Annotated in this window: 13 protein-coding genes and 1 pseudogene; 4 read left to right on the plus strand and 10 right to left on the minus strand. The window is 60.2% G+C overall.

The window, feature by feature from the left end; translation table 11 throughout:
- The 5 genes from RBH10_RS01860 to speB all read right to left on the minus strand — a co-directional run bounded on the left by RBH10_RS01860 (position 1) and on the right by speB (position 6410).
- Complete coding sequence (locus RBH10_RS01860; RefSeq protein ID WP_281038543.1) at positions 1-1281, minus strand: 4-aminobutyrate--2-oxoglutarate transaminase; 1281 nt, start codon at positions 1279-1281, stop codon at positions 1-3.
- 83 nt (positions 1282-1364) lie between these two features.
- A complete protein-coding gene (locus tag RBH10_RS01865; protein ID WP_281038542.1) occupies positions 1365-2957 on the minus strand; it encodes a gamma-glutamyltransferase family protein in 1593 nt (530 codons plus the stop codon).
- 11 nt (positions 2958-2968) lie between these two features.
- Positions 2969-4351 (minus strand): aspartate aminotransferase family protein, encoded by a 1383-nt coding sequence (locus RBH10_RS01870; protein ID WP_281038541.1) that lies wholly within the window; start codon positions 4349-4351, stop codon positions 2969-2971.
- Between the two features lie 106 nt (positions 4352-4457).
- Entirely contained in the window at positions 4458-5291 is an 834-nt protein-coding gene (locus RBH10_RS01875; protein ID WP_372339762.1) for a lysine/arginine/ornithine ABC transporter substrate-binding protein, read from the minus strand.
- 57 nt (positions 5292-5348) lie between these two features.
- Positions 5349-6410, minus strand: a complete 1062-nt coding sequence (speB, locus tag RBH10_RS01880; RefSeq protein WP_281038539.1) for an agmatinase — start codon at positions 6408-6410, stop codon at positions 5349-5351.
- 273 nt (positions 6411-6683) lie between these two features.
- Between speB and RBH10_RS01885 the strand changes: the two are divergent.
- From RBH10_RS01885 to RBH10_RS01900, 4 genes and pseudogenes are all read left to right on the plus strand, one after another.
- Positions 6684-7330 (plus strand): annotated as a pseudogene (locus tag RBH10_RS01885) (GntR family transcriptional regulator).
- Positions 7331-7351: 21 nt separating this feature from the next.
- Entirely contained in the window at positions 7352-8077 is a 726-nt protein-coding gene (locus tag RBH10_RS01890; RefSeq protein WP_045019494.1) for an ABC transporter permease, read from the plus strand.
- Positions 8077-8781, plus strand: coding sequence for an ABC transporter permease (locus tag RBH10_RS01895; RefSeq protein WP_281038538.1), 705 nt, complete (start codon positions 8077-8079; stop codon positions 8779-8781). Before RBH10_RS01890 ends, RBH10_RS01895 begins: the two co-directional genes overlap by 1 nt.
- Before the next feature lie 11 nt (positions 8782-8792).
- Entirely contained in the window at positions 8793-9599 is an 807-nt protein-coding gene (locus tag RBH10_RS01900) for an ABC transporter ATP-binding protein (protein ID WP_281038537.1), read from the plus strand.
- Positions 9600-9631: 32 nt separating this feature from the next.
- On the opposite strand, the gene RBH10_RS01905 is transcribed toward RBH10_RS01900, so the two are convergent.
- The 5 genes from RBH10_RS01905 to RBH10_RS01925 all read right to left on the minus strand — a co-directional run bounded on the left by RBH10_RS01905 (position 9632) and on the right by RBH10_RS01925 (position 14952).
- Positions 9632-10510: an amidohydrolase gene (locus tag RBH10_RS01905; RefSeq protein WP_281038536.1), complete on the minus strand. Its 879-nt coding sequence runs from the start codon at positions 10508-10510 to the stop codon at positions 9632-9634.
- A gap of 25 nt (positions 10511-10535) precedes the next feature.
- Positions 10536-11525 (minus strand): aldo/keto reductase, encoded by a 990-nt coding sequence (locus RBH10_RS01910; RefSeq protein ID WP_281038535.1) that lies wholly within the window; start codon positions 11523-11525, stop codon positions 10536-10538.
- Positions 11522-12715, minus strand: coding sequence for a mannonate dehydratase (gene uxuA / locus RBH10_RS01915; protein WP_281038534.1), 1194 nt, complete (start codon positions 12713-12715; stop codon positions 11522-11524). The genes RBH10_RS01910 and uxuA overlap by 4 nt, the downstream gene beginning before the upstream one ends.
- A 109-nt stretch (positions 12716-12824) precedes the next feature.
- A complete protein-coding gene (locus RBH10_RS01920; RefSeq protein WP_306180398.1) occupies positions 12825-14192 on the minus strand; it encodes a mannitol dehydrogenase family protein in 1368 nt (455 codons plus the stop codon).
- 19 nt (positions 14193-14211) lie between these two features.
- Entirely contained in the window at positions 14212-14952 is a 741-nt protein-coding gene (locus RBH10_RS01925) for an SDR family NAD(P)-dependent oxidoreductase (RefSeq protein ID WP_281038532.1), read from the minus strand.

Genomic DNA, 14952 nt, shown 5'->3' on the forward strand with positions numbered 1-14952 from the left:
TCAGGCCTCCGCAGCACATTGCCGCAATGTCGTTTCGAGAATGCCGAGCGCTTCGCTGAAAACCGCGTCCTCAATGGTGATCGGCGCGAGGAAACGGATGACGTTTCCGTAAATCCCGCAGGTCAGCAGGATCAGGCCGTTATCCAATGCCTTCTCGCGCACCCTGTTGGCGAAGTCAGGGTTGGGCGTTGCCGAGCCGGGGATGTTGAACTCGACGGCATTCATGAAACCCGGACCGCGAATATCGGCGATCTGCGGCACGGCGTCGGTCAGCGATTGCAGGCTCTGTTTCAACCGGTTGCCGAGCTGCGTTGCCCGCTCCGTCAACCCTTCTTCTTCGATCACATCCAGCACGGCATTACCGGCAGCAACGCCGATCGGGTTGCCGCCATAGGTTCCGCCCAGACCGCCCGGTCCCGGCGCATCCATGATCTCGGCGCGACCAGTGACGGCTGCAATCGGGAACCCGCCACCAAGGCCCTTGGCCATCGTGGTAATATCGGCAACCACGCCGAAATGCTCCATGGCAAAAAGCTTGCCCGTGCGGGCAAAGCCGGTCTGAACCTCATCGGCAATCAGCAGGATACCATGTTTGTCGGCGATTTCGCGCAGCTTCTGCATGAAGGCGCGCGGCACCTCGTAAAAGCCGCCCTCGCCTTGAACCGGCTCGACGATAAAGGCCGCAACACGACCGGGATCCACATCCGCCTTGAACAGCTTGTCCAGTACAGAAAGCGACGCCTCCACCGTCTGGCCATGCAGTTCGACGGGAAACGGTACGTGAAAGACATCGGGCATCATGGCGCCAAAGCCGACTTTATACGGAACGACCTTGCCGGTCAGCGTCATGCCCATGAAGGTGCGGCCGTGGAATGCGCCACTGAAGGCGATGACCGCAGGGCGGTTGGTTGCCGCGCGGGCAATCTTGACAGCGTTTTCCACCGCCTCGGCACCGGTGGTGACGAAAATCGTCTTCTTCTTGAAATTGCCGGGAACAGCCTGATTAAGCCGCTCGGCCAGACGCACGTAGTTTTCGTAAGGCACGACCTGATGGCAGGTATGGGTGAAATGATCGAGCTGATCCTTCACCGCAGCGATGACTTTCGGGTGCCGGTGGCCGGTATTGACGACGGCGATGCCGGCCGCGAAATCGATGTAGCGACGACCCTCGACATCCCAGATTTCAGCGTTCTGCGCCTTCTCGGCATAGATTTGGGTGGTAACGCCGACACCACGCGAAATCGCGTCGGCCCTGCGGGCGGCTATAGCCGAATTCGACATTGCTGTTCCTCCAGTTGACCTGAGAATGTTCGGGCGCTTTTCCTCGTCGCCCGTATCTGTTTTTGGCAGCGTTTCAGAGCCGATCAATAACCGAGCGCGCAACCATCCTTGCGGTGATCGGATGCGCCGAGCAAAGACCCGTTGTCCCAATCGATCCAGATCGCCTGCGCGCCGCCGATTGCCCAATTGGGCGGCTGTACGTCAAAACCGCGCTCCCTGAAGACTTCACCGACCTTGAGGCGAACGCTTTCTTCCATCTCCACCTTTGCGGTTCCCGGCAGGGGGAACAGGCGCGGCAGTTCGATGGCCGCCTGCATATCCATACCATAATCGAACAGCTTCGACAGAAACTGGGCGTGGCCCATGGCCTGATAATGTCCTCCCATAACGCCAAAGGACAAGACACTTCTGCCGTCTCTCGTCACCATGCCGGGAATGATGGTGTGCATCGGTCGCTTGCGGGCACCGATCGCATTCGGATGCCCCTCTTCGACAACGAAGCTCTGACCGCGATTGTGGAAAAGCACACCCGATTTGGGGGCCATCAGACCGCTGCCGTAAGGGTGAAAGATCGAGTTGATAAAGCTCACGCAATTGCGATCCTTATCGATGACCGAAATATAGACCGTGTCGGAGTGGGCAACCCCGCCGATTATCGTTTTGGCATCGACCGGGCGCTTGAGGTCGATCTTCGAGGCCAACTCGTCGGCGAGCGCATCCGACAGCAGGAAGTCCGTGGGCACGCCCGACACTGAAGGGTCTGCAAGCCATTTATCGCGGGCCGCATAAGCAAGCCGCGTCGCTTCCACTTCCCGCATCAGATTGTCGGCAGCAAGCGGGTCTCCCGCCGGCCTGTGACGTTCCAGAATTTTAAGGATCATCAGGGCGATGATGCCCTGTCCGTTCGGCGGGCATTCATGCACCGTCCAGCCGCGATAATCCGCGCTGATCGGCGTCACATATTCCCCCGCAGCCTCAGCGAAATCCTCTTTCGTGTGAAGGCCGCCTCTCTCGCGCAGATAAGAGACCATCTCTTCGGCAACGGAACCGCGATAAAAAGCGTCGCGACCATCCCGGCCGATAGCTTCGAGCGTATCGGCGAGCTCGGGCTGGTACTGAACGGCTCCAACCTGCGGTGCCTCGTCGTTCGCAAGGAAGGTGCGGCGTGTTGCAGGCTCGCGCAGAAGCATGGCTTTCTGGTGCGAAATGTCGGACGCGACACGCGGCGTGATGGCGTATCCGCCCCTTGCAAGTGCGATGGCCTGCGAGAGGATTTCAGACATGGACATGCGCCCATGGTCAGCAACAAGTCGCGTCCAGGCATCGACCGCGCCCGGAATGGTGACGGCGTGCGGGGAGGAACGTTCAATCGCCGTAATGCCCTTTTGCCTGTACCAGGACAGATCGGCGGCTGCCGGTGTGCGGCCGGAGCCGTTGAAGGCAACTATCCTGTCGCCACCATTTGCCGCCAGCAGCGCAAAACAATCGCCGCCGATACCCGTCGATCCGGCTTCGACCACGCATTGAACGGCACAGGCCGCCACCGCCGCATCGATTGCAGCACCGCCTGCCTTGAGGATTTCAATCGCGGCGAGCGTCGCCAGAGGATGAGAGGTGGCAGCCATGCCGTTGCGCGCAACGACAAGCGAACGTCCGGGTTGTTCAAAGTTCCGCATGGTTTTCCCCGTCAGATGAGATTGCTGGTCTTTGCCCAGTCATATGTTTCGTCGAGCGCTTTGGTTGAGCGATCGAACATATCGTTGATCTCCGCTTCAGTCATGATCAGCGGCGGGCAGAAGGAGAAGTTGTCGCCAAGCGCGCGCGTGATGACACCGTGCGCCTGAGCGCGCTTGCCGGCATGGATCGCGACGCCGTCACTGGGCTTGAAAGCCTCCTTGGTCGCCTTGTCGCGAACGAGTTCCAGCGTACCGATCATGCCGCGGCCACGCACATTGCCGACAAGAGGGTGGTCTTGAAGACCGTGCAGCCGTCGTTGAAACAGCGGTATGACGGAATTGACGTGGCCCAATATGTCCCGTTCTTCATAGATCTTCAGTGTTTCCAGCGCGACGGCGGTGGCAACGGGGTGGCCGCTATAGGTGAAGCCGTGTCCGAAGGTGCCGATCTTCTGGCTTTCGGCCACGACGGCCTCGTGCACCCTGCTGTTGATCATGATGGCCGAGATCGGCTGATAGGCCGCTGACAATTGCTTGGCCATGGTGATGATATCAGGCCTCATGCCGAAGCTTTCGGAACCGAACATGGTACCCAGCCTGCCGAAACCGCAGATCACCTCGTCGGCGATCAGCAGAATGTCATAACGCGACAGGATGGTTTGAATCTTTTCGTAATAGGTCGCGGGCGGCACGATGCAGCCGCCCGATGCCATCAGGGGCTCGGCGAAAAAGCCGCCGATGGTTTCCGGGCCTTCCTCGAGGATCAGCTGCTCAAGCGATGCGGCGCAGCGGCTGGCGAACTCTTCTTCGGTTTCACCTTCATGACCATAACGGTAAAATTCAGGGCAGTCCGTATGCAGGATCCGGTCTATCGGCAGGTCGAAGTCGCGGTGATTGTTGGCAAGGCCCGTCAGGCTTGCGGATGCGATCGTGACGCCATGATAGGCCCTGTGCCGCGAGATAATCTTCTTCTTCTCCGGCTTGCCGATCGCATTGTGATAATACCAGACCAGCTTCATCGCGGTATCATTGGCTTCCGAACCCGAATTGGCGAAAAACACCTTCGACATTGGCACCGGCGAGAGCTTGATCAAGCGCTCGGCCAGTTCAATCGCCGTTTCATGCGATTTGCCGCCGAAGCTGTGATAGAAGGGCAATTCCTTCATCTGCCGATAGGCCGCCTCGACGAGACGCGCCTCGCTGAAACCGAGGGATGCGCAAAACAATCCACCCAATGCCTCGATATACCGGTTGCCATCATTGTCGATGACATAGACACCGTCGCCTTTGGCAATGACCATCGGGCCATCCTTCAGGTGTTGCGAGGCGTTGGTGTAGGGGTGCAGCACAAAGGCGGTATCCCGTGCTTCCAGTGAATTTAGCAGAGCCGTCACGTCGGTTTCTCCATCGGTCGTGCAAAGCGCAGGCGCGCATTCGGTCGGCCCGGCAATCTCCTAAGGTGCCTGCCGGGCCTTTATCGTGGTTACGGTCGTTCCCGCTTTAGTTGACGGTCGTCTTGATCCATTTCTGGGCCAGCTTGTCGATCGTCCCATCGGCCTTTGCCGCATCGATCGCAGTGTCGAACATCGACTTCAGCGCCGCATCGTCCTTGCGCAAACCAACGCCGATGCCCTGGCCGAAGACGCCGCCGGTGAATGTCGGGCCAGCCAGCGCATAGTCCTTGAATTCGGCTTTCGCGAGCGTTGCGGTCAAAGCAGTTTTCTGGGCTACGACGGCGTCGATACGTCCCGACTGAAGGTCGAGATCGTGCTGTTCGGTCGTCTTGTATTCGCGGGTCGTCACCACGTCCTTCAGATATTTGTCGAGGAATGCGACGTTGGCGGTCGAGACCTGGGCTCCGACGCTGCTGCCCTTGATGGCCTCGCGCACCGGCTTCAGGGCGGCGTCGACGGCAGCGGCTTCGCCGTTCAGATCGACGGTCGTACCGGTTCCCGGCAGCTTTGCCAGCGGTCCATCCTTCTGCACCATGAAGGTCGCAGCCGTGGAAGCGTATGGTTTGCTGAAGGAAATAACTTCGAGGCGCTTCGGCGTGACGATCATCGAAGCCATGATCGCGTCGAACTTCTTGGCGTTGAGCGACGGGATCAATCCATCCCAGTCCTGGGCAACGATGGTGCACTTGATCTTCATTTTGGCGCAGAGGTCGTTGGCCAGATCAACTTCGAAACCCGCCAGCTTCCCATCAGGCCCGGTGAAGTTCCACGGCTCATAGGCACCTTCCGTCGCAATGGTGATCTCTTTGGGTGCCGACTGCGCATGGGCACCGGTTGCTGCAAGCAGCATCGCGGCGGTGATGAGTTTCATTTTTTTCATTATCATTCCCCTTTGTTTGGCCTCGCATTCATGCTCGGCGGTTGAATTCTCAAATATTCAGGCATCTCCCCCTGATGTTTTTCTGATTGTGAAGGCCTCGGCCGCCAGGCAGAGCAGCTCGAACAGAACCTGTGCGGCCACTTGTGCGGTGTTCGTCGAGGGGTCGTATTGCGGGGCGATCTCCACCACATCGCCGCCGACGATATCGAGACCTTTAAGGCCGCGAAGAATCCCGAGCGCCTGCGCCGATGTGAGGCCGCCCACCTCCGGCGTTCCCGTCCCCGGCGCAAACGCCGGGTCGAGCGAATCCACATCGAAACTGACATAGGTGGGACCATCACCGGCGATTTCGCGCGCCTTGGCGATCACGGCCTTCAGGCCTATTTCATCCACTTCTTCGGCATGAATGACCGTCATTCCCGAAGCGTAGGAAAACTCCCAGAGATATTCGGAATTGCCGCGAATGCCGATCTGGATCGTCCGCCGGGGATCAAGGACACCGTCCAACACGGCCTGACGGAACGGGCCGCCATGGTGGAACTTGCAGCCTTCGAACGAGCCGCCCGTATCGCAATGGGCGTCGATATGGATCATGCCGACCGGCCGGTCGCGCCCGATGGCGCGCAAAACCGGCAACCCCATGGAATGATCGCCGCCGACCGCAAGAGGCACCACCCCGGCATCGACGATCGAACTTATGAAACGCTCGATGTCCTCATGCGACGAAGCAAGATCGAAACGGCTGCGGAATGGCACGTCGCCGACATCGGCAACACGCACATGGGCCGTCGGCACCGCCTTCAGGACATGCTCATAGGGTCCGACGCGCTCGACATTGCGAACCGCCCTCGGCCCGAACCGCGCACCCGGACGGTTGGTGACGCCAAGGTCCATCGGCACGCCGAGAAGCGCCACATCCAGACCCTCGAACGAGGGCGCCAGATCCGGGCGATAGGGCGCGCGCAGCAGCGACGGCAACCCGCAATAGGGCGCCTGTCGGCTGTCGCCTTCGCCAAAAACCAGCCTCGCCACCTGCGCAAATTCGGGGTCAAAGACATCCCCGCCGGATGCTTTGCCGAAGCGGGCGCGAAGCGCGTCTATGTCCAGAATTTCTGTCATTTCCCCTCCCGTGACCCGTGTTTCAGCGCTCGAATGAGCACCCCGACTTTCATCTCTCAAGACCGAGAAAAGATGATTGATTGATGTGCTCAATGTTGTATACATATTTGTACATCAGCTTGGATGCAAGCTAGAAATTTGAACCCTACCTTGCTGATACAGACCGGAAAGCAAGCGACGGGAAGCTTCGCCAGTGGCGAGAGAAATGAGGCGACGGTGTCCGCAAAAGTTAAAGAACCCAAAGTTTCGCTGCGGGAGGCGACATATAGCCAGCTGAAGGATCTGATCCTCAACGGGCAGCTTCGTCCCTCGGAGCGTCTTTCGGAAAACACCCTGGCCAAACGTTTCGGCGTCAGCCGCACCCCCTTCGCGAGGCACTAATGAAGCTGGAAGAGGAGGGCCTGATTACTGGTCAGCGCAATCTCGGCTATACTGTCGCAGACCTCGATATAACCGGCTTCTGCAATCTTCTCGTCGTGCGCGAGGCGATTGACGTATGCGCGGCGAAACTGGCCTGCGAAAAGGCAACGGATGAAGATCTGGAGCGTCTGCGGGGCGTCATCGACCAGATGGAGGCGTTGAAGGATGCCGACACCATGACGCCTTCGGCGGCGGCGGAGAACCTCCACCTCGGCCTCCACATTCACCGTGTCATTGCCGAGGCAACGAAGAACGAAGCGCTCGTCCGGGTAACGGACCAGATTTACCAGCAGCTTCGGCTGGCGCTGTGGCTCGAAGTTCTGTGGGTCGATCTCGAACATACCGACCTCGACGAACACCGGGCAATTGCGGACGCCATCATCGCCCGCGACCCGGAGGCTGCGGCCAGGGCGGCCAGCGCGCATATACAAAGCTCCCTCAAGAACATGTCGAAGCTTGAGAGGATCTGGCAGCACCGGCGACTATCCGGGCTGGCCTGAACTATAAAAAAAGGGGAACCAATGGATGCAATCAAAAACTATGTCGCGCTTGTCGGCTTCGGACAGGGAGGATGGGGCGGTCTTCTGATCTCGGCCATGATGGTGACAATCGCCGTCTCCGTCTGCGGCTTTCTGGTTGGGTCGGTACTCGGCACGATCATTGCCGGCATGAAGCTTTCATCGATCGCCCCACTGCGCTGGATCGGCGGCTGTTACACGACCGTGCTGCGCGGCGTACCCGATCTTCTCGTGGTCTATCTCTTCTATTTCGGCGGCGGTGCGCTGCTCAGCTACATCGGCGCTTTCGCAGGCTATGACGGCTATATCGGCATGCCGGCCTTCCTCACGGGTACGGTTGCCCTCGGCATCGTTTCGGCAGCCTATCAGGCTGAAGTCCTGCGCGGCGCCTATCGCGCGGTTTCGCGCGGAGAACTCGAGGCAGCGGATTCGGTCGGCATGCGGCCATGGCGGAAGTTTCGCCGCATCATCGTTCCGCTTGTGCTGCGTTACGCCACGCCGGGGCTTGGCAACACCTGGCAACTGGTGCTGAAGGAATCGGCACTGATATCGGTGACCGGTCTCGTTGAAATCCTGCGCCAATCACAGATAGCTGCCGGCTCGACCCGCAAGCCGTTCGAATTCTACCTCACCGCACTTATGCTTTATCTGGTGATCACCTGGGTCTCCTCAATCCTGTTCGGGCGGTTGGAAAACCGGGCCATGCGCGGCTTCAGGAGGGCCATCTGATGGATTTCACCTTCCTCCTCGAAACATTCGAGACCCTTATCAAGGGATTGCCACTGACTTTGAGCATGGCGGCGATTTCGATATCGGCGGGAACGCTCTTTGCAACGGGGCTCGCCGTCCTTGCCGTTTTCGGCGGCGTAACCGGCAAAAGATTCGCCAGTGCCTACGTGTTCGTATTCCGCGGCTCGCCTCTTCTGGTCCAGATATTCCTCATCTATTATGGGTTGGGACAGTTTCGCCCGACGTTGCAGGCGTGGGGCCTCTGGACGATCCTGCGCGAACCCTATTGGTGCGCCGTCATTGCCTTGACGCTCAACACCACCGCCTATTCCGGCGAGATCTTCCGCGGTGCGCTGCAATCGGTTCCGGCACAACAGGTGGAAGCGGCACGCGCCTGCGGAATGTCCGGCCTCCTGCTTTTCAGGCGTATCATCTTCCCGATAGCCTTCCGGCAGGCGCTGCCCGGCTACGGCAACGAGATCGTCCTGATGGTCAAGGCGACGGCGCTCGCCTCGGTTATCACGATCATGGAAGTAACGGGACTGGCCGGTAAACTGATTGCCGACAGTTTCAGAGCGTTTGAAGTGTTCTGCGTCGCCGGTGCGATCTATCTGGCAATCAACCTGATACTCACGCGCATCGTTGCGATTGTCGAGTACGGGCTTTCACCGCACCTGCGTCTGCAACCGGCGCAAGCCGCATGAAGGAGGGAACAATGGCCAGCACAAAGCTGAACCCCGTAGCCGTCGAAGAAAATAACGTCGCCGCTGTTTCGGTGCGTAACCTCCACAAGTCGTTCGGCCCGGTCGAGGTCCTCAAGGGTATTAATCTGGAAGCACAGGAGGGAGACGTCATCTCCATTCTCGGCTCGTCCGGTTCCGGAAAATCGACCATGCTTCGCTGCGTGAATATGCTCGAGACACCCGATAGCGGCGACATCACCATCGCCGGCGAAACCATCAGAATGAAGACGCGCGGCAACAAGGCGGTGCCCGCGGACAGACGGCAGGTGGACCGGATAAGACAACATGTCAGCATGGTGTTCCAGAGCTTCAATCTCTGGTCACACATGACCATTCTGGAGAACGTGATCGAGGCGCCGATCCATGTGCAGGGTCGTGACCGTGCCGAATGCATCGCAGAAGCGGAAGCGCTGCTCGAAAAGGTTGGCATTGCCGACAAGCGGCATGCCTATCCCGGCCACCTGTCGGGCGGTCAGCAACAGCGGGCGGCAATCGCCCGTGCGCTTGCCCAGCGTCCCAGGGTGATGCTGTTTGACGAGCCGACATCGGCTCTCGATCCCGAACTCGTCGGCGAAGTCCTGAAGGTCATGCGTTCACTCGCCGAGGAAGGACGGACCATGCTGGTGGTGACGCACGAAATGGCCTTTGCACGCGAGGTTTCCAACAAGGTCGTTTTCCTCCACAAGGGGCAAATCGAGGAGGAAGGCGAACCCGCGCAGATGTTTGCGTCTCCGAAATCCCTGCGGTTCAATCAGTTCCTGTCAACTGAACGGCGCTAAAGGGTGACCCGATCGGGGCTGGATGACCTTAATCAAGGTCTCAGCCACGATTGGGACCAGGGCGTGGTCGATGCAGCCAGATAAAACTGTCTGGCATTACGGTGGCTGATCAATGCCTGCTCGTCTGGCGAAAGCGTCGAAAGAAGCTGCTTCGTCATGTCGATCCATTCCGGCAGACCCGAGCCGAGATCGACCACCGGCCAGTCGCCGCCCCAGACCATTCTCTCCGGTCCGAACAGGTCGAGCACGGTTTCCACATAGGGCGCCACGCTTTCCAGCGTCGCGTACCCCGGCGCGCGATAGGCGGTGACGCCAGAGAGTTTGACGAAAAGATTGGGCAGTTCGGCCAGGCGGGCCATGCGCTCGCTCCACGCCGAAAAATCGTTTCCGGCTATATCGGGCGTGCCGCAATGGTCGAGCATGAAGCGCATGTCGGGACAGGCCCCGACGAGTTCGGCAGCAATGCCAAGCTGGCGGGAATGAAAACACAGATCGACCGGCCATCCGGCCTTTCCAATCGTGCGCACGTTCCGTCGATAATTTTCCGCACGGCTGAGGTCGTCGGGCATGACGTGAAGGATGCGTCGGAAACCAACCACGTTGAGGTGGCGGCACTCCTCCAGCCAGGCGTCGAAACCATCGTCCATTTCCGGCCGGCAGCTGGCAATCTGGCCGAACATCGGCACAGCGCCTTCGCCGACCAAGCCAGCGATAAGGCGAGCCTCCGCCTGATAATCGCCGTCGTCCACCCCGCTTTCCATGAAGATGGTGCCGATCACGCCGCAGCCCTCGACAAGCCCTGCATAATCCGCCCGGGTGAAGCTTCCCGCAAGGTTCGGCTCTCCGCGCGTCCAGGCATAACCGAGCTTGCCCCGCAAGATCAGATGCTGGTGGGTATCAATCAAATCCATGGCGTCCTCCTCACAGTCGTGGCGGTCAATCTTCGAGAGCGAGCGCGTCAAAACCAGCCCAGGCGGCGTCCGGCACGGTGGTTTCGAAAATGGACAGGTTGCGCCGGAGACTGTCCGGTTTTGCCGTGCCGATCAGCACACTTGCGACATCGGTGTTTTGCAGCGGAAAATGCAGGGCGGCGGCGGCAAGCGCGACGCCGTGGCCGGCGGCATGGGCCTCCATGGCACGTACCTGCTCCATGACTTCAGGTGCCGCTTCGCTATAGTTGAAGGTCGCGCCTGGCCTTGCGCCGGTTGCAAGAATGCCCGAGTTGAACACACCGCCGATGATGAGCGAGGTGCCGGTTTCCGCACAACGCCCCAGCAACTTTGCGGAAGCCGACCGATCGAGCAGCGTATAACGGCCCGCGAGAAGGATGCAGTCGATCTCGTCAATCTCCATGAGGTTCAGGCAGGCCGGAACCTCGTTCACGCCAAGGCCGAACGCACCGATCTTGCCTTTCGCCTTCAACTCGTGCAGCGCCTCGATGCCGCTTTCGGTGAAGATTCCGAAATGGTGGTGATAAGCCTCTTCGCCGAGAGTGGTCGCCTCCAGATCGTGGACATAAAGAATATCCACAGAACCAAGGCCAAGCCGGGCAAGGCTCTGCTCGTGCGACCGCATGATGCCATCATAGCTGTAATCGTATTCCACCACGAAAGGCAGCGCTTCGACAAAACCGTAATCCGGCGTGACACCCTCTTCAGCCGGTTTCAGTATCCGTCCGACCTTGGTCGAAAGCACGAACGAACCACGCTCCTTCGTCTGGAGAAAATCGCCGGTACGGCGTTCGGAAAGGCCCTGCCCGTAATAGGGTGCGGTATCGAAATAGCGGATACCGGCGTCCCACGCGGTTTGCAGCGTCGCCATCGCATCTTCGCGACTGACGCTGCGGTAGAGATTGCCGATGCCGGCCGCGCCGAAGGAAAGTTCCGTCAACGACAGCGCCGTGCGGCCAAGTCTGCGGGTTTTCATACGGCACCCTCCTCGCGGCGAAGCTGACGCTCGACGGTGCGGATGACACCACGGAGTTCACCGAGACCCTTCATGCGACCGATGTAGGAATATCCGGGGTTGGTCTTTTTGGTGATGTCGTCACCCAGCAGATGGCCGTGATCCGGCCGCATCGGAATATTGGTCCGGCGGCCGGCTTTGGCGGCGGCTCGCTCTTCACGCAACAGCGCCTCGATGACGCCGATCATGTCCGTACCGCCATCCAGATGATCGTCCTCGAAGAAGGAACCATCCGCTTCGACAGTGACATTGCGAAGATGGGCGAAATTGATGCGGGATGCGAATTCCTGTGCCATCGCCACAAGATCGTTGTCGCTGCGGGCGCCGTAAGAGCCGGTGCAAAGGGTGATACCGTTGTTCGGGCTTTCAACGGCCGAGAGGATGGCGCGAATATCGGCGGGTGTCGACACCACGCGCGGCAGGCCGAACAGGGAGAACGGCGGATCATCAGGGTGGATGCCGAGATGCACGCCCACCTCTTCCGCCACCGGCACAACCTCCCTCAGAAAGGCCAGAAGATTGCCCTGCATGGTGGCGCTGTCGATGCCATCGAACGAAGCAATCAGCGCGGCGATGGATTCGCGCGTCTGCACCAGCGCGCCGCCCGGCAGGCCGGCGATGATGTTGCGCTCCAGAAGCGACTGGTCGTCCTCGCTCATTTGCGCAAAACGCTCTTCAGCCCGCGCCACCAGCGCAGGGTCGTAATTTTCTGCAGCACGGACCCGTTTCAGAATGAAGATGTCATAAGCGACGAAATCCACCATTTCGAAGCGCAGCGCCAATCCGGTGTTACGTGCCTGCCAGCGCAGGTTCGTACGCGTCCAGTCCACCACCGGCATGAAATTGTAGCAGACGACGGGAACGCCCGCGCGGCCGAGACGGACGAGCGTATCCTTCCAGCGCGCAATCGCCTTCGGCGCATCGGCATCGCCGCGCTTGATGGACTGTTCCATCGGAATGGATTCGCAAACGCTCCATTCCAGACCGGCCGCCTCGATCATCGCCTTGCGTTTGGCGATCTCTTCCGCCGGCCACGCCGTGCCGTCGGGGATCTGGTGCAGCGCCGTTACAACGCCGCTGGCACCCGTCTGCCGCACATGCTCAAGGGTGATGGGGTCCGATTCTCCGAACCAGCGCCAGGTTTCCTTCATATTCTACTCCTCCGAAAAATGCCGTTCGATGGCGCCGAGCGCGCCGTATTGGACGATGTCGTGATAGGCCGCCCGAAGCGCCGTGACGAATGCCTCGTCGTTCTGCCATTCAGGTCCGAAGACGCGACGGAATGTTAAGAACCGGTCGATGATTGCGTCCGGGTCCTCGCCGTTGCCGGTGGGGGGCACCCCATTCCGCAAAAGCCGGATCGGCCATGACGACAGGCTCGCCGCGTTCGTTCAGCGCCGCACAGGACCGTATCCACATGGCGACGGCAAAAAGAGCGGCCGTATCAGGTGCGCCCGCGGCACGCAGTTCCGCGAGCGGTGCAAGAATGCGTTGCGGCACTTTCTGCGAGGCGTCCGAGGCGATCTGGGCGGCGCGATGGCGAAGGGATGGGTTGGCGAAACGCTGGCGCAGACCGGCGACATAGTCCGGGCCGCTGACGGCCGGGCCCAGTGTCGAACCGACTTCCCGCCAGTAACGATCGATGTAACCGCGTACACGCGGATCGGCATAGATATCGGCGATCGTCTCCAGTCCACTGCATTGGCCGATCGCGGCCATGGCCGTGTGTGCGCCGTTCAGCATCCTGAGCTTCATATGCTCATAGGGTTCGACATCATCGACGAGTTCGGCACCCGACAGCTCGATGCCGGGGCGACCATGCGGAAAGCAATCCTCGATCACCCAGCGGAAGTAAGGTTCCGCAATCACCGGCCAGGCATCCTCGCAGCCAAGACGCGCCATCACACGCTCGCGGTCGACGGCGGTGGTGGCGGGCACGATGCGATCCACCATGACGCAGGGGCAGGAGAGATGTTCCGCGATGAAAGCGGCGAGATTCTCATCAGTCAGACCCGCCATTTCCACCAGAAGCCGGTGCAGGATGCGACCATTGGACGGAAGATTGTCGCAGGAGAGCAAAGTCAGCGGCACTGCCCCGGCTGCCCGCCTCCGTCTTGTCGCTTCCAGCAGAAAACCGAGCGCGGAGCGCGGTGTTTGCGGATGTGCGAGATCATGGACGACATCGGGATGATCACGAAGAAGCGTGCCCGCCGACAAATCGGCGAGATAACCCTTTTCCGTCACCGTCAAAGTGATGATCCGAACCCGTGGATCGGCCATGGCCTGCAACAGCCGTTCCGGTTCTTCCGGGGCGACGATGGTCTCGAGGATGGAGCCGACGATCCGCAGCGTCTCGTTTTCACCGTCACGCAGGCAGAAAGTATAGAGATTGTCCTGCGGCGCGATGGCGTCGCGGGTGTCGGGGCTGCGCAGCGAGGCCGCAACGATGCCCCAGCCAGTTTCGCCGCGCGCCAGGCAATCATCGATGAACACGGCCTGATGCGCCCGGTGAAAAGCGCCGACGCCGAGATGCACGATGCCCGGCGTCACCGCATTGCGATCATAAGCGGGCAAAAGCACGTCTTGCGGCAGATGCGGCAAAGCAAGGGTTGAAAGACGGTCTGTCATGGTCGTATTTCTCCGTATCTCAGCCGAATTGCAGGCCGCCATTCATGTCGACGACGGTGCCGGTCATGAAACCGGACAGCGGCGAGGCAAGGAAACGCACGGTATGCGCCACCTCTTCCGGCTGGCAGAAGCGCCCGACCGGAATGGCGGCGAGCTGGCGCTGACGGTCTTCTTCCGACAATTGCTCCATGATCATCGGCGAAACCACATAGGCTGGCGCGACCGCGTTGGCGGTGACGCCGAATGGCGCAAGTTCGCGGGCGGACGAATAGGTGAGGCCGACCAGCGCCGATTTGGAAACCGAATAGGCCGTGCCCGCCGTCAGACCGCCGGATTTCCAGGCATAGGACGAAATGTTGATCAGTCGTCCCCAGCGGTTTTCCTTCATGGCCGGAACCACGGCCTGCGTCAGCAGCAGGGCGGCATCAAGATTGACGGCCATCAGCTTGTGCCATTCATCGAGCTTGGTCGCGGCCAGCTTGTGCGGAGAAAGAATCCCGGCATTGTTGACGAGGATGTCGATGACCTCGAAACGATTGGCGACATCCTTCATGACGGCTTGCAGCGCCGCTGCGTCACCAAGATCGACGGCGACGGGATCGCAGGCACCGCCGAACCCGTTCGCGAGCGCTGTCACAGCCTCGATGTCGCGATCGAAGGCGAGCACCCTCGCCCCTTGCGCCACCAGCGCCGCAACCACGGCGCGGCCGATACCACCACACGCGCCCGTAACGAGCGCCGTCTTGTGCTTCAGTTCCAT

The organism is Rhizobium sp. AN73 (genome assembly GCF_030757975.1).
GTDB classification, from domain to species: Bacteria; Pseudomonadota; Alphaproteobacteria; order Rhizobiales; family Rhizobiaceae; genus Agrobacterium; species Agrobacterium arsenijevicii.

What these genes read in the sequence shown, in the direction of transcription:
- RBH10_RS01860 (WP_281038543.1), bottom strand. Translation starts at nt 1,281, where the DNA reads ATGTCGAATTCGGCTATAGCCGCCCGCAGGGCCGACGCGATTTCGCGT.
- RBH10_RS01865 (WP_281038542.1), bottom strand. Translation starts at nt 2,957, where the DNA reads ATGCGGAACTTTGAACAACCCGGACGTTCGCTTGTCGTTGCGCGCAAC.
- RBH10_RS01875 (WP_372339762.1), bottom strand. Translation starts at nt 5,291, where the DNA reads ATGAAAAAAATGAAACTCATCACCGCCGCGATGCTGCTTGCAGCAACC.
- speB (WP_281038539.1), bottom strand. Translation starts at nt 6,410, where the DNA reads ATGACAGAAATTCTGGACATAGACGCGCTTCGCGCCCGCTTCGGCAAA.
- RBH10_RS01890 (WP_045019494.1), top strand. Translation starts at nt 7,352, where the DNA reads ATGGATGCAATCAAAAACTATGTCGCGCTTGTCGGCTTCGGACAGGGA.
- RBH10_RS01895 (WP_281038538.1), top strand. Translation starts at nt 8,077, where the DNA reads ATGGATTTCACCTTCCTCCTCGAAACATTCGAGACCCTTATCAAGGGA.
- RBH10_RS01900 (WP_281038537.1), top strand. Translation starts at nt 8,793, where the DNA reads ATGGCCAGCACAAAGCTGAACCCCGTAGCCGTCGAAGAAAATAACGTC.
- RBH10_RS01905 (WP_281038536.1), bottom strand. Translation starts at nt 10,510, where the DNA reads ATGGATTTGATTGATACCCACCAGCATCTGATCTTGCGGGGCAAGCTC.
- RBH10_RS01910 (WP_281038535.1), bottom strand. Translation starts at nt 11,525, where the DNA reads ATGAAAACCCGCAGACTTGGCCGCACGGCGCTGTCGTTGACGGAACTT.
- uxuA (WP_281038534.1), bottom strand. Translation starts at nt 12,715, where the DNA reads ATGAAGGAAACCTGGCGCTGGTTCGGAGAATCGGACCCCATCACCCTT.
- RBH10_RS01920 (WP_306180398.1), bottom strand. Translation starts at nt 14,192, where the DNA reads ATGACAGACCGTCTTTCAACCCTTGCTTTGCCGCATCTGCCGCAAGAC.
- RBH10_RS01925 (WP_281038532.1), bottom strand. Translation starts at nt 14,952, where the DNA reads ATGGAACTGAAGCACAAGACGGCGCTCGTTACGGGCGCGTGTGGTGGT.